Origin of the sequence: Enterococcus spodopteracolus (assembly GCF_030441955.1) — a bacterium.
Taxonomy (GTDB): domain Bacteria; phylum Bacillota; class Bacilli; order Lactobacillales; family Enterococcaceae; genus Enterococcus_B; species Enterococcus_B spodopteracolus.
The window spans coordinates 1-14561 of record NZ_JARJHD010000002.1 but is presented as its reverse complement, the minus strand read 5'-3'; the positions used below and the strand labels follow the sequence as shown (position 1 = coordinate 14561).

Here is a 14561-nt window from a genome sequence, read left to right as displayed (position 1 = left end):
TAACTCCTCTATTTTTTATTTTTTTTGGCCATAATACGCATCTTTGCCATGCTTGCGTAAATAATGTTTATCTAATATTCGTTGGGGCAATGGTTCGGAAAAACTATTCAATTGGCGAGTAAATAAGTTCATTTTCGCCACTTCATCCAGTACAACGGCATTCATCACCGCTTGGGAAGCATCTTTCCCCCAAGTAAATGGTCCATGGCCATGTAACAACACTCCTGGAATTGCCATGATATCAATATTTCTATTTTGGAATGTCTCAATGATCACATTGCCGGTTTCGTGTTCATAACCAGCATCGATTTCTTCTTGTGATAAAAATCTTGCACAAGGAACGCTCCCATAAAAAGTATCTGCATGAGTCGTACCCATGGCAGGTAGATCGATACCCGCTTGTGCCCAGATCGTTGCCCATGTCGAATGCGTATGACAAATCCCACCAATTTCCGGGAAATGTTTGTAAAGAACCGCATGTGTCGGTGTATCGGAAGATGGATTTAGTTCACCTTCGATGACTTGATTATTCAAATCAACAACGACCATATCTTCTGCTTTCATTTTCTCGTAGCTTACGCCGCTAGGCTTGATGACAAAATAACCCGTTTCCCGATCAAATACACTGACATTCCCCCATGTGTATTTGATCAGTCCCTGTTTTGGTAAAGCTAAATTTGCTTGATAAACAGATTCTTTCAGACTTTCTAACATTCTCTCACTCCTTCTTCCATTGATACGATCGCGGATACTTCGATAGGCAACCCTTTTTCATACAGCTTAATAAATTTTTCGTAACCTTTTAAATCTGCCTCTTTGGGATCGATTGTCAGACCCTCACTAGTTGAAAATACCTCTTTTGCTAAAAATTCTTCCAAAGTCATACCCTCTGCCGCTCGGAGATAAGCAGCTAATAAGGCAATCCCCCAAGCGCCTCCTTCTCCGGCTGTTTCCATGACTGTAACAGGTGCTTCCATCGCTGAAGCTAGAATCGTTTGAGCAACTTTCGGCGTTTTAAAGATCCCACCATGTGCGACTAAACGATCGATCGTGACTTGTTCGGATTTAAGTATCTCCATCCCTAGACGCATCGCCCCAAAAGCACTTGAAAGGTGCATCCGCATAAAATTCGCTAAATCAAACTTACTATCCGGCTGTCGCACGAATAATGGTCTGCCTTGTTCCATTTTTGTGATATTTTCTCCAGAGTGGTACCCGTAGCTGAGTAATCCTCCACAGTCGCCATCTCCTTGTAGCGCTTTCAAAAATAAGGTTTCATAAATCTGCTGTGTATCGATCGTCACACCAAGACTCTCACTGAACTCTTTGAAAATCTTGACCCATGCGTTGATTTCTGATGAGCAATTGTTTGTATGCACCATTGCCACAGGGCTTCCGTCAGGTGTTGTTACTTGGTCAATTTCTGGATGGATATTTACTAACTCTTTGTCCAATACGATCATTGCAAAAGCCGATGTCCCAGCTGAAACATTCCCTGTGCGTATCCCCACACTGTTCGTTGCGACCATACCGGTGCCGGCATCCCCTTCTGGTGGGCAAACAGGAATCCCTGCGGTTAAATTTCCCGACAGATCTAAGAGCCTTGCTCCTCTTTCAGTCAACGTCCCTGCAACCTCACCAGCCAAACGAATTTCTGGAAGGAGCGTTTCTAAAGGTTGCATAAAACCTTCTGTTTGTGCCAATTGATCAAAAATAGCAATCTTTTGTACATCATATCCCTTCGTTTGACAATCAATCGGAAACATTCCAGAGGCATCTCCAACTCCTAATACTTTTTGTCCGGTCAACTGCCAATGGATGTAGCCGGCTAAAGTTGTAAAGTAACTAAGATTTTGTAGATGTGTTTCTTTATTTAAAATTGCTTGATATAGATGGGCAATGCTCCAACGCTGTGGGATCGTATAATGAAAGGCATTGCTCAGTTTTTCCTCTGCCTCTGCGGTAATGGCATTGCGCCACGTGCGAAAAGGAACAAGCAATTCATCGTGCTGATCGAATGCCAAATAACCATGCATCATTGCGCTAAAGCCGATAGCTCCTATCGTAGTCAGTGTCGTGTCATACTTTTCAGAAACCACATCGATTAATTGCTGATAACTCGATTGTAACCCCTTCCAAACCTCATCAAGTGAATAGGTCCAAATACCGTTTTCTAACTGGTTTTCCCAATCGTAACTTCCAGCTGCAATTGGCTCATAGTGTTGATCGATCAGCACTGCTTTGATTCTCGTCGATCCTAGCTCAATGCCTAGTGCTGTTTGCCCTGTGCGAATCGCTTCTATTTGTTTCAACCTAGTTTCTTTCGCTTCGATGTCAAACGCCCCCTTTGTTTCTCTTTATGATAGTTATAGTATAAAACTTTTTGTACGTACATGTCAACGGAAATATAGTTATCTGTTCGTACATAAATCTTTTTTTATTTTTCCTGCTAAATGCACATTTGCCATATAAAAAAGGCAAAGAGAGCAAATTCCTCCTCTTTACCTTTTTAAGAGCAAATACTCTTGCTAGACATTGACTAATGTTCATCAAATAAATTTTTATCGTATCTGGTACACTTATAGTTTCCCCTTAGCTACTCGCCATTCTTTGCTGCACCAACTGAAGCTCTGATCACCAACCTAGGTTCATAGACGATATTTTCTCCTTGATTGCCTGTTTGGATCGTGTGAATGATCCATTCTGCCGCATCTTTCCCCATCCGCTCTTTTGGATGAGTTAAAGTGGTCAGTTTCACTGCACCCATCTGACTCAACGAGGAATCATCATTTCCGATGATCGACAATTGCTGCGGTACTTGATAACCCTTCGCGATCACTTCATCAAGCAACTGGCTAGCAACTTGATCGTTGTAACAGATGATGCCGGTACTTGCCGTTTCCTTTAGCTGTAAGAGGACTTTTTCACCTAGTTTCCCACGTGAATCAGTCGTGTAGGTGAGGATATCTTCCGGCGAAAATTGGATACCGTAGGCTTCGCACGCTTGAATAAAGCCTTTCATCCGATATTTTCCTTGTAAATCATCGATTTTCGTGATGAACAGTAATCGCTGATGACCTTGCTGGATCAAATACTCCGTCCCCTTAAAGCCAACTTTTACATCGTCGACACAAATCGAGGCGACCGCTAATTCTTCATAGACAGCATTGATCATGACCATCGGAATCCCTTGTTCTCTCAATCGGACATAGAGCGCAAGGTTCGGATTATATTCATTGCTTTTTGTTGGCTCTACGATTAAGCCATCTACACCAAACTGCAACATTTTTTCCAAGCAGTTTTTTTCTTGTTGATGATCATTATTCGTACTCGCTAATAAGAGTGAATATCCTTGTTCACTCAACGTTTTTTCAATTCCTCGGATGATCGAAGGGAATATATAATCCGATAAATACGTCGTGATCACGCCAATCGTCTTTTGGTTTTTTCTACTTTCTGATGTTTTCTTATACGCGTCATCGACATATGTTCCAGAGCCTTTCTCTTTACGCAGATACCCTTCATTGACTAACAATCCAATCGCTTGTCTTACCGTATGACGGCTGACTTGATAGTCTTTTTGTAATTGGAGTTCAGGCGGTATCGGTTCATTTGGTTTGAAAATTTGGTCAATGATCTTATCCTTTATCTCATCTGCGATCATTTGATATTTTGTTTTATCCATAATTACTTTGCCAATCCTTTCACTCCGACGTAAGTTGTCCGAACAATTATATGATATCATTGTAGCACAACTTGTTTTGGAAAGGCTTATTAACAGGAAAAAATATCTGTGAGTTTCTTTTTGTTAGCGCTTTGTAAGGAATAACTGCTCTGTTTTCAGCTTTTAGTTCAAGTGATTTCAAAAAAATTGTAAGATATCTGCTAAGACAGATTCTCCATCAAATGTTTCGTAATCTTCTTTCCGAATCATTTTGTAAGGAACAGCTTTCACCGTCAGAAAATCTTTTAATCGTTCCACTTCATATTCTGATTGTGGACCGATCATCAGTCCGTCAATCTGCTGGTTTTGGATTGCCTGCTCTGCCACGATTGCTGGTGCAGAGTATACATGTAGCGGTACACCTTTTTCATTTGCTGCATTTTGGATATTTTTTACTAGCAGACCTGAAGTGATCCCAGCGGTACAAATCAATAATATCCGTTTTTCCTCTGTCATTTCCATCTGTTCGCCACCTTAAGAAATTTTGCGTTTTTTATTGTAAATATCCAATACGACAGCTAGCAATAAAATCAAGCCTTTGATTGCTTGTTGCCAGTCTACTCCGACCCCCATGATCGACATCCCATTGTTCAGCACGCCCATGACTAACCCACCAACGATTGCTCCAGTGATCGTTCCAATTCCTCCAGAAGTCGAAGCTCCTCCAAAGTACACAGATGCCATCGCATCTAATTCAAGCGAAGTCCCTGCCTGAGGAGTAGCAGCGTTTAAACGTGCAGCTAAGATCAGTCCTGCTAAAGCAGCCATGACGCCCATATTCACAAATACCCAAAAAGTGATTTTCTTCGTCTTGATCCCAGATAATTGAGCAGCTTTCAAATTACCACCTGTGGCATAAATTTGTCGTCCCGCAACTGTCCGATTGGTCAAAAATCCATATATCCCAACAATTACACCTAAAATAATCAATATTACTGGAAATCCTTGGTATGAAGCAAAGATATAACTTAATCCTAAGACAAGAACAATCGTCAATGCCGCTTTGATCAAGAATGCGTTCAATGATGGTACTTCAAATAAATTTTCTTTTCTTCGCGCTCTCGCACGCCATTGAGCAAATACTAAACTAACAGCTAACACGACACCTAAAATCAACGTCAATAAGTGCATTCCAGGAACACCAAAGATATCTGGTAAATACCCCGTCGAGATTTTTTGGAAACCTCCAGGGAAAGGAGCTAAAGATTGCCCTCCTAATACAACCTGTGTCAAGCCACGAAACATCAATAGACCGGCAAGTGTCACGATAAACGCAGGAATCCCTACATAAGCGACCCAAAAGCCTTGCCATGCGCCGATCACCCCACCGACTAATAAACATAAAGGGACTGCGAGCCATGGGCTTATGTTGTTATTGACCATTAACATACCCGCCATCGCTCCTACAAATGCCATGACTGAACCTACCGATAGATCCACGTAGCCTAAAAGCACGACCAACAACATTCCCGCAGCCAAAATCAAAATATGGCTGTTTTGCAGCACGATATTCGTTATATTCAGCGGTCTTAAAAAGATCCCGCCGGTCATTAGTTGAAAAGCGATCAACAAAGCGACCAAAATAATGACCATACTATATTTACTAAAGATATCTAAGATCTTTTCTTTCACATTCCAAGCTTTTTTTTCCTGACTTTTTTTTGTGACATTTTCCATCAGCCCACTGCCTCCTCTTCTTTTGTCATCAGGTTCATCAATAACTCCTGATTTGCCTCTTCTCTAAGCACTTCTCCCGTCATTTTCCCTTCATTCATGGTATAGATCCGATCACACATACCGATGATCTCAGGTAGTTCAGAAGAAATTATACAGACACATTTTCCTAAGGCAGCCATTTCTTCAATAATTGTGTAGATTTCATACTTCGCCCCGACATCTATACCACGAGTCGGTTCGTCCAGAAATAAAATTTCCGGTTCTGTCATCAACCATTTAGCTAAAACGACTTTTTGTTGATTCCCACCACTTAAACTACCCACGTTTTGGAACACATTGGTGGCCTTGGTCCTCATTTTTTTCCGAAAGTTTTCTGCTTCGATCACTTCTTTTTCTTGATCTAAAATGCCACTTCGACTAATTTTTTCGAGACTAGCAATCGTCGTATTTTCTCTGATGTCCATCAAAAGATTCAAGCCAACAGATTTACGATCTTCGGACACATACGCCAACCCATGATCAATTGCTTGAGAAACATCTTTGATCACTAATTCTTTTCCGTCTTTAAAAACCTTGCCGCTGATATTGCTTCCATATGATCGACCAAAAATACTCATGGCAAATTCAGTTCGTCCTGCTCCCATCAATCCGGCGATACCAACAATTTCTCCTCGTCGAATCGAAAAATCGATATGATCATTGATGATTCGGTCGGTTGTCAATGGATGGTGGACCGTCCAATCCTTGACTTCAAAATAAACCTCGCCGATATCAGGATGACGATCAGGGTAACGATTCGTTAAATCACGACCAACCATCCCCTTAATGATCCGTTCTTCACTGATTGCTGTATTTTCTAACGTTTCGATCGTTTGGCCATCTCGTAAGATTGTGATCCTGTCCGCCACCGCAACGATTTCATTCAATTTATGCGAAATGATGATCGAAGTGATTCCTTGATTGCGAAACTCCTTGATCAAGGCTAACAGATTGGCGCTTTCTTCTTCATTCAGTGCTGCTGTCGGTTCATCTAATATGAGTAATCGAACATTTTTAGAAAAAGCCTTCGCAATTTCCACCAACTGTTGATGCCCGACACCGATTTGCGAAACTAAGGTATTCGGATCGATTTTCAAGCCCACTGTTTTTAGTAGATTTTCTGTTTTTCGTTCAGTCAAGTTCCAGTCGATCATGCCATGCTTTGTTTGTTCGTTCCCTAAAAAAATGTTTTCTTTGATCGATAGATAAGGACTCAAAGCTAATTCCTGGTGGATGATCACGATCCCTTTCGCTTCACTATCTCTAAGATTTTTAAATTGACATACCTCACCGTCATACATGATTTCGCCTGAATAGCTGCCATAAGGATACAAGCCGCTCAACACATTCATCAATGTGGATTTTCCTGCACCATTCTCGCCACAAAGGGCATGGATCTCTCCACGTTTGATACGGAGATTGACATTGTTCAACGCACGAACACCAGAGAATTCTTTGATGATTTCTTTCATTTCTAAAATATAATCTGCCATTTTTTCACTTCCTAATCGAGAGTGTGATAGTAGCGCTCAACTTCGAAAAATAAGCGAAAAAACTAAAATTTATTCTTCAAATTTTGAGATCTCACGCTTATTTTTGAAGGAGCTACTACTGAAACACTGTTTATTGAGGTTATGCCAGAAGCATTTTGACCTTAGCAATAAGAGAGAAAATTGAAAAATAGTTGGTTATATTTCTCCGATTTTTTGCTTAATGTTGAAGGTCAGCTTCTAAACACCGTTTATTCGGTTCTAAGGAGTACAAGAGGACAAATGTTCCAAAGCCCTTTTATTTAATGCCCTCTTATTGGCCTAAATCACTTTCACTGTAATACTCAGTATCGATCAGCTCTTGTTTGTAGTTTTCTTTATCTACAGATACAGGGTTAGCTAGATAAGTTGGAATAACTTTCACGCCATTATCGTAGGTTTCCTCGTCATTGACCGGCACTTCTTTATCATTGTTGATTGCTTCGATCATCTCTACCGTATTATCAGCTAGCACCCGTGTATCTTTAAAGATCGTTTGTGTTTGCTCTCCTGCAATGATAGATTTCACTCCAGCAATCGTTGCATCCTGTCCTGTGATAACTGGAAGTGGTTTGTCAGCTGAGCCATACCCTACTCCTTTTAAGGAAGAAATGATCCCTAAACTAATTGGATCGTAAGGAGAAAGAACCGCATCTAGTTGTTCATCTGTATAGTTAGCACTTAATAAGTTATCCATACGTGCTTGTGCGGTTGAGCCATCCCAACGAAGCGTCGCGATTTGATTGAATTTCGTTTGACCTGATGAGACGTTCAATTGTTTGCTGTCGATATAAGGTTGAAGAATCGACATCACACCATTGTAATTGATCAATGCGTTGTTATCGTCAGGTGAACCGCCAAATAATTCGATCGTAAATGGTCCAGCACCATCTTTTAAGCCTAATTTATCTTCGATATAAGAAGCTTGTAAAACACCTACACCAAAATTATCAAATGTTGCATAATAATCGACATATTCAGAGTTCATCAATAAACGGTCATACGCAATGACTTTGATATCCGCCTGATGTGCTTTTTCTAAGACATCTGTCAATGCTGAACCGTCAATCGATGCAATAACCAACGTATCAACTCCCTTTGTGATCATATTTTCGATTTGTGCCACTTGGTTTTCTACTTTGTCTTCTCCATATTGCAAATCTGTCTTGTATCCTTTTTCTTCTAGTTGCTTGACCATGTTGTCGCCATCTGCGATCCACCGCTCTGCAGATTTTGTTGGCATCGAAATACCGACGAACCCTTTTTCATCTCCGGCTGCACTGCCATCGCTACAACCAGCAAATACTGTTACTGACACTAATAAAAAAACAATTGCTACCAACCAATTTTTCCCAACTCGTTTCATGTGTGTCCCTCCAAATACTTATTTGATGAATTCATCATAGTTTAAACATAAAACGCTTTCATTGATTATTTTTCTGTGTTTCTATAAATTCCCTCGTAAACTTATGTAAACTTTTGATTTTTCTTCATTTTCTTTTGACGATTCTTGATTTTCTTACGAAATTGACAAACATGCTAATATGAAATTTGAAAACGCTATATGATATAGATAAAAGGGGAGATTCATTATGAAGAACAAAAGTTTTTTTATTCTGGCAGCTTTTTGCCTGCTATTGACTGGGTGTGCTTTCAACTCTACTGAGCCTACAAAAAAAGAGTTGACCGTTGGTTTTTCTCAAGCGGGCACCGAAAGTAATTGGCGCAAAGTTCAAAATCAGTCCATCAAAGAAGCACTAGAAAAACAAAATTTCCAAGTCCTTCACCGAAATAGTTACTCTGATCCAAAACAACAGATACAAGATGTGATGACATTTATTGCCTATCAAGTCGATATGATCGTGTTATCTCCTATCGAAGAAACTGGCTGGGATTCTGTTTTGGAAGAAGCCACAGAAGCGAATATCCCAGTCATCATCGTTGATCGCAACATCACAACGCAAAAACAAGATCTCTATTTGACCCATATTGGTTCAAGTTTCAAAGCACAAGGTAGTCGAGCTGGCCTCTACGTCACCAATCATTACCAGCAAAAAACACAAGAATCGATCCAAGTATTTGAGATACGTGGTTCAGAAAACACATCTCCCACTCGCTTGCGATCAGACGGCTTTTTAGAAACCATCGCTCGCGACCCAAGAATCCATGTCAGGCAAGCGATCACCGGAGACTATATTCGATTAAAAGCCAAAGAACAATTTTCAAAAGCCATTGATGAGGGAAAACTTGAGGGAATCGATGTCATTTATTCTCACAATGATGAAATGACACTAGGTGCCTTAGATGCGATCAAGGAAAAAAAACTCGAAAAGAATTTTGTGATTGTCAGCATTGATGCACAAAAAGAGATAATCGATCAAGGAAAAAAAGGAAATGTCAACTGTGTGGTGGAATGCAATCCTTTTATGGGTGAACTAGTAGCCAATACAGTCAAACGCTACTTCGAAAAGAAAGCGATTCCACGAGATATCTACGTTTCTGATACGGTGTTCTCAGACCAAAATGATTTTTCAACGATCCCACCGCGGGGATATTAGGAGGTAAAATGAAAAAGAACGAAAGCATTAAAGTACTACTTCGACATACAAGCTGGCTCATGTTATCTTTAGCAATCACGCCTTTGATCATTAGCATTGCACTTTATACACATTATCTTTTTTCCTATGAAAAAAGTATCCATAATATCTCGATTGCTAATCAAATCGCAAGTAACGTAGAAGAAACAATCATCGAAGAAGCTCTTGGATTAACTTACGGACAGATCACACCCGAAGAATTCCAACAGAGCAACCAGATCAATCATATCAAAGAAGAAATCAGTGCGATCAAAGTCAGTACTCAAAACTCACAAGAATTAGCAACACTCAATATCGTTTTGCGCTCTCTTGATAATGTTTCTGACTATTTAGACAAAATCATTGCAAATATTTATCAAAAAGAAACATTCGCAGAGAATCAAGCATTGATGTTACATGTTGAATCTGCGGTCAAACTTGCTCATGACATCTTACAAGATTTTGTCAAAATCGAAATCGATGCAGCTTCCGTAAAAAGTGAAGAAGTTCGCAGTTCCTTAGTGATTCTCTCCACCATCGAGGCTGTTATCATCGTGCTGATTTTCCTATTGACAAGAAAGTTCAACACAAAAATGATGTACCAAATTCAACAGCCTATGGATGAAATGATCAAAATGGCTGATGCATTAGCAGAAGGACATTTAAATCATCGGATCAAAACTCCACAAAATAATGAGTTAAAAAAATTAAGTAATAGCATGAATGATATGGCTGATAACTTAGTGATTTTGTTAGAGGAAAATGCGTTGAAGCAATATAATCTTGCGCAAAGTGAAGTCAGGACATTACAAGCTCAGATCATTCCCCATTTTATTTATAATAGTTTAGATGCCATTTTGGTCTTGGCAGAAATGGGTGAAATTGAAAAAGTCAAAGAAATGACATATGCCTTATCTGACTTTTTCCGCATTTCATTAAGCCAGGGAAAAGATTGGATACCAGTCGAACAGGAAATTCGACATTGCGACAATTACCTGAAGATTTTGCAAATCCGCTATGGAGACCAATTATCTTATCAATTAACCATTGATCCAAAAGTCAATACTCATCCAATATTGAAAATGATTCTTCAACCATTGATTGAAAATGCGGTCTATCATGGAACTAAATTGGTACGTCGGCCAGGAAGAATCAATGTAAAAGCGTATATAGACCAAGAAGAATTTATCCATTTTTGGATCATTGATAACGGAAAAGGGATTACTGAAACCAAGTTAGAGGAGATCAACCAAGAACTCGCAGATGGTTTAGATACTAATTTCCATAAAGGATATGGACTCTTTAATGTCAACAAACGCTTGCTTTTGTACTATGGAACCGATGCAAGTATTAAGATTACTAGTCGGATCGATCATGGAACGGTCATCCATGTCGTTGTCCCTACAAAAAATATAGATAGGAATGAAGCAAATGTATAAAATTTTTATTGCAGAAGATGAACATTTGATTCGCGAATCATTGAAGAGAATCATCACTGAGTTTTCAACCTTTTTACCATTGGGCTCTATTGAAGATGCCAGCGATGGTGAACTTGCTTTATCAATGATTGCCGAGCAGAAACCAGATATCTTATTGACAGATATTCGTATGCCTTTTATGAATGGGATTGAACTAGCCAATGAAGTAAAAAAACTCTTGCCTGATATCCAAATCATTTTTATTAGTGGATATGATGAATTTACGTATGCAAAAGCTGCGATTCAACTTCAAGTAGCAGAGTATCTGTTAAAACCGATCAAACCTAATGAACTACAAAAAAGCCTAGAACAAATCATTCAAAAACTAGAAGCTGCCTCCTTATCGAAACAGTCTAAAGAAACAAACGGCTATTCCTTAGAAGTACAAAAAAACTTCTACTTGAATGCCCTGTTCAATAATCAGTTACTACTGTCAGAAGCAATTGAAGAAGGTCGAAAACTTGAACGTGAAATCGCCGGAAATAAATATATGGTTCTTTTGATCGCAAATCATACAAATAAATTTTTTTCAGATTATGATATTTTTCATGAAAAGATGGCTGAGCTATTCAATAACGATAAACAAATACTTTTTTCTTCCCTTTCTTCACGATTCATCAAACTATTGATTTTTGATCCAAATGAAGAGCTATTACAAAAAAAAGCAAATCAGGTTGCATTGCTTTCTCACAAAACATTAGGGCATACGACAGATGATTTGGTTATTGGAATCGGATACCCTGTGAAACGAATCAGCGAAATTCCACATAGTTATCAGACTGCTGTTCATTTGCTCAGTTATTTGAAGATCGATCCTAAAATAAAAATTCTTTCTTATTTAGATTATGAAAAAAAGCTTGGCAATTACGGACAATCTTTTGATCTAAAAGAAGCCATTCGTTTACTCAGAAAAAGCGAAATTTCTTCATTTGTTGAGAAGTTAGTTAAACAGACCAATCAACATGCCGATCCACTTTTCGTTAGGCATCTGATCATTAATGAGTTGAATGGATTAGTAACGATACGTCAAAACCAAACCAATCAAGTCGTTTCTTTTACCTCTACAGAAGAAATTCCGAACATTCTGTCAGACACGCCTCTCTTCGTCCAATACGTTGAACAAATGATTAACTTTTTAAAAGAAATGGTACTTGAGAATCACATGAATCAATATAAAGAAGTACTCGAACAATCCGTCACGTATATTGAAAACCACTATTTTGAACCAGAGCTTTCTCTTAAAGAAGTGGCTGATCATGTCCATTTGAGTAGCTCACATTTCAGTACGATTTTTTCTCAAGGGATAGGACAAACATTTATTGACTATCTTACTGAACAACGCTTGAGCATGGCTAGGCGACTTTTGCGGGAAACCAATTCAAAACTATCTGTCATAGCCTCAGAAGTGGGATACAATGATCCAAATTATTTTAGTTCTATTTTTAAGCGAAAAGAAAAAATCTCACCTAAAGAGTATCGAAAAATGAAACAAAATCGTGCACATTCTTTACAAGAAAATAATTATCTAGTCAACAAATAAGCAACAAACCCGCGTAATATTTTTTTCAGTTTAGTCTGAAAAAGTTGTTACTTTCTTAACTGGACTACTTGCTATAATTATAGAAATAGTGAAAAACGAAAGGAATACGCGTGTGAAAGCAGAAATAAAAAAATTACCTGTGATTATTGTTGGAATCATTAGTATTACTGTGGGACTAAATATGTTTTTGCTTCCACATCAAATTGCTTCAGCGGGCGTAGGATCAATTGGTTTTCTTCTAGAAATGGTCTTGTTGATCGACCGGACATTGATTGTTTGGGCAATCAATCTTGCGATGCTTTGTTTAGCTTTTATCTTTCTGGAAAGAGCAGTTTTTTTTAAAACTCTGATAGGTAGTTTGATATTTCCGATTATTTTAGCATACACACCGGCTTTGGTAATCACCCAACATTTCCCAATCGCTTTAGTCGCTGGCAGTTTTCTATTTAGTCTTGGAATATTCATTCTTTATCAAATCGGCGCGTCAAACGGCGGGGTTACGGTTCCACCATTGATTTTCAAAAAATATTTTGGGATCGAACATGCTCTAGGCGTTTTACTGACAAATACCGTGATCATAGCTCTAAACCTTGTGATTCTTGGGATAAGACAAGCGGTTATCTCTGCCATCTCTATTTATCTCATTTCATTTTTCATGAAAAAACTATTACAATTTCAAACTCAATTTTTAACTATTAAGGCGATTGATTTAGTGAATGAGAGTTCGCCTATTCTAGATGAACAACCTAATAAAAATCTAGCAGAATAAGCATTGTAACTAATAGCTATTCGAAAACAACCCATGAAATCCAAAAATAGGAAACTATTTTCGGGGGTTCATGGGTTGTTTTGTATCGTTTTATTTTATCCATTCTCTAGTTAGAATGAGTGGAGTCAAAATGACCACTTCAAAATAAAGTGTCTGGACATTAGTCCTATCACCCACCTAAAACTGAATAAACAGCGGAAACAGAAGTGACATCATCGGAAATAAGGCACCATCTACTAAAACAAATTTGTGGATGGTGCCTTTTTTTCAAGGCTAAGTACTTATGTTCCGATTTCTTGCTTATCGAGGTAAAAGTACTCTATATTATCTTATTTTCTACTTTTTATCCTTATTTTCCTCTTTATTTTCTTGTTCTTCATCTTCCTCTTTGATAACACGTTCGACACGATCTTCATCCTTTTGTAATTCACGGCGTTTACGTTTGAATAGTCCAAAGAATCCCGCAAAAGCAACAAGTATCCCACCAACAATTTTTCCAAACATCCCTGAAGTTGAACCAGTCTTAGGTAATTGCTTACCTGAAACATCTTCAGAGTCACTTGTCCCTTGTGTGTTAGTCGTTTGGTTATTACTAGATAATCCATCGTTAGAGCTGGTATCACTTAATACTTGGGTTCTTGCAATTTGATTATCTGTATCGGTTGTCTCAGTTGGTGTGGTACTACTTAAATCAGTTCCTCCACCACCACCGGTGCTTGGATTTACCTCTGGTGTTGTCGTGCCTAGGTCGACTTCTGGTGTGCCGGTACCTAGATCTGTCTCGCCGACTGTAACTGGGTCTACTTCCGGGATTGTTGTACCTGGATCAGTTTCGCCGACTTTGCCTGGATCTATCTCTGGCATTCCTGTATCAGGATCAGTTTCGCCGCTTGTGCCTGGTTCGACTTCCGGGGTACCTGTATCAGGATTAGTCTCTCCGCCTGTTCCTGGGTCTATCTCTGGCGTTCCTGTTCCTGGATCAGTTTCACCGACTGTACCTGGATTGACTTCCGGGGTTGTTGTACTTGGATCAGTTTCGCTGACTGTACCTGGTTCGATTTCTGGCGTGCCTGTTCCCGGATCTGTCTCTCCGCCGCCTGTTCCTGGGTCTATCTCTGGCGTTCCTGTATCAGGACCAGTCTCTCCGCCTGTACCTGGGTCTATCTCTGGCGTTCCTGTTCCTGGATCAGTTTCACCGACTGTACCTGGATTGACTTCCGGGGTTGTTG

The 14561-nt window shown here is 39.3% G+C and carries 12 protein-coding genes; 4 read left to right on the top strand and 8 right to left on the bottom strand.

Annotated features, from left to right (window positions below; translation table 11 throughout):
- Window positions 1-15: 15 nt before the first annotated feature.
- The 7 genes from P3R27_RS03015 to chvE form a co-directional block, all read right to left on the bottom strand.
- Window positions 16-714: an L-ribulose-5-phosphate 4-epimerase gene (locus P3R27_RS03015; protein WP_301355836.1), complete on the bottom strand. Its 699-nt coding sequence runs from the start codon at window positions 712-714 to the stop codon at window positions 16-18.
- The gene (locus tag P3R27_RS03010; RefSeq protein ID WP_034687800.1) at window positions 708-2312 is read right to left on the bottom strand and encodes a xylulokinase; all 1605 of its coding nucleotides are present in this window, start codon (window positions 2310-2312) and stop codon (window positions 708-710) included. The genes P3R27_RS03015 and P3R27_RS03010 overlap by 7 nt, the downstream gene beginning before the upstream one ends.
- A 284-nt stretch (window positions 2313-2596) precedes the next feature.
- Window positions 2597-3685, bottom strand: a complete 1089-nt coding sequence (locus P3R27_RS03005) for a GntR family transcriptional regulator (RefSeq protein WP_034687801.1) — start codon at window positions 3683-3685, stop codon at window positions 2597-2599.
- Between the two features lie 177 nt (window positions 3686-3862).
- The gene (locus P3R27_RS03000; RefSeq protein WP_034687803.1) at window positions 3863-4186 is read right to left on the bottom strand and encodes a PTS sugar transporter subunit IIB; all 324 of its coding nucleotides are present in this window, start codon (window positions 4184-4186) and stop codon (window positions 3863-3865) included.
- Between the two features lie 12 nt (window positions 4187-4198).
- Window positions 4199-5401 (bottom strand): multiple monosaccharide ABC transporter permease, encoded by a 1203-nt coding sequence (gene mmsB / locus P3R27_RS02995; RefSeq protein ID WP_034687805.1) that lies wholly within the window; start codon window positions 5399-5401, stop codon window positions 4199-4201.
- The gene (mmsA, locus tag P3R27_RS02990) at window positions 5401-6933 is read right to left on the bottom strand and encodes a multiple monosaccharide ABC transporter ATP-binding protein (protein WP_034687808.1); all 1533 of its coding nucleotides are present in this window, start codon (window positions 6931-6933) and stop codon (window positions 5401-5403) included. The genes mmsB and mmsA overlap by 1 nt, the downstream gene beginning before the upstream one ends.
- A 310-nt stretch (window positions 6934-7243) precedes the next feature.
- Window positions 7244-8335, bottom strand: coding sequence for a multiple monosaccharide ABC transporter substrate-binding protein (chvE, locus tag P3R27_RS02985; RefSeq protein WP_034687809.1), 1092 nt, complete (start codon window positions 8333-8335; stop codon window positions 7244-7246).
- Window positions 8336-8561: 226 nt separating this feature from the next.
- On the opposite strand from chvE, the gene P3R27_RS02980 reads away from it, so the two are divergent.
- The 4 genes from P3R27_RS02980 (at window position 8562) to P3R27_RS02965 (ending at window position 13332) form a co-directional block, all read left to right on the top strand.
- A complete protein-coding gene (locus tag P3R27_RS02980) occupies window positions 8562-9527 on the top strand; it encodes an ABC transporter substrate-binding protein (protein WP_301355842.1) in 966 nt (321 codons plus the stop codon).
- Window positions 9528-9535: 8 nt separating this feature from the next.
- Window positions 9536-10984, top strand: a complete 1449-nt coding sequence (locus P3R27_RS02975) for a sensor histidine kinase (RefSeq protein WP_271526069.1) — start codon at window positions 9536-9538, stop codon at window positions 10982-10984.
- A complete protein-coding gene (locus tag P3R27_RS02970) occupies window positions 10977-12563 on the top strand; it encodes a response regulator (protein ID WP_126134202.1) in 1587 nt (528 codons plus the stop codon). The genes P3R27_RS02975 and P3R27_RS02970 overlap by 8 nt, the downstream gene beginning before the upstream one ends.
- 112 nt (window positions 12564-12675) lie before the next feature.
- The gene (locus P3R27_RS02965) at window positions 12676-13332 is read left to right on the top strand and encodes a YitT family protein (RefSeq protein ID WP_301355847.1); all 657 of its coding nucleotides are present in this window, start codon (window positions 12676-12678) and stop codon (window positions 13330-13332) included.
- 336 nt (window positions 13333-13668) lie between these two features.
- On the opposite strand, the gene P3R27_RS02960 is transcribed toward P3R27_RS02965, so the two are convergent.
- On the bottom strand, window positions 13669-14561 hold an 893-nt coding region (locus P3R27_RS02960), incomplete at its 5' end, for an LPXTG cell wall anchor domain-containing protein (protein ID WP_301399057.1).

Bases quoted from the DNA above. Each gene is read 5' to 3' on its own strand.
- P3R27_RS02975 (WP_271526069.1), top strand. From the start codon at position 9,536: ATGAAAAAGAACGAAAGCATTAAAGTACTACTTCGACATACAAGCTGG.
- P3R27_RS03000 (WP_034687803.1), bottom strand. From the start codon at position 4,186: ATGGAAATGACAGAGGAAAAACGGATATTATTGATTTGTACCGCTGGG.
- chvE (WP_034687809.1), bottom strand. From the start codon at position 8,335: ATGAAACGAGTTGGGAAAAATTGGTTGGTAGCAATTGTTTTTTTATTA.
- P3R27_RS02980 (WP_301355842.1), top strand. From the start codon at position 8,562: ATGAAGAACAAAAGTTTTTTTATTCTGGCAGCTTTTTGCCTGCTATTG.
- P3R27_RS03005 (WP_034687801.1), bottom strand. From the start codon at position 3,685: ATGGATAAAACAAAATATCAAATGATCGCAGATGAGATAAAGGATAAG.
- mmsA (WP_034687808.1), bottom strand. From the start codon at position 6,933: ATGGCAGATTATATTTTAGAAATGAAAGAAATCATCAAAGAATTCTCT.
- mmsB (WP_034687805.1), bottom strand. From the start codon at position 5,401: ATGGAAAATGTCACAAAAAAAAGTCAGGAAAAAAAAGCTTGGAATGTG.
- P3R27_RS03015 (WP_301355836.1), bottom strand. From the start codon at position 714: ATGTTAGAAAGTCTGAAAGAATCTGTTTATCAAGCAAATTTAGCTTTA.
- P3R27_RS02970 (WP_126134202.1), top strand. From the start codon at position 10,977: ATGTATAAAATTTTTATTGCAGAAGATGAACATTTGATTCGCGAATCA.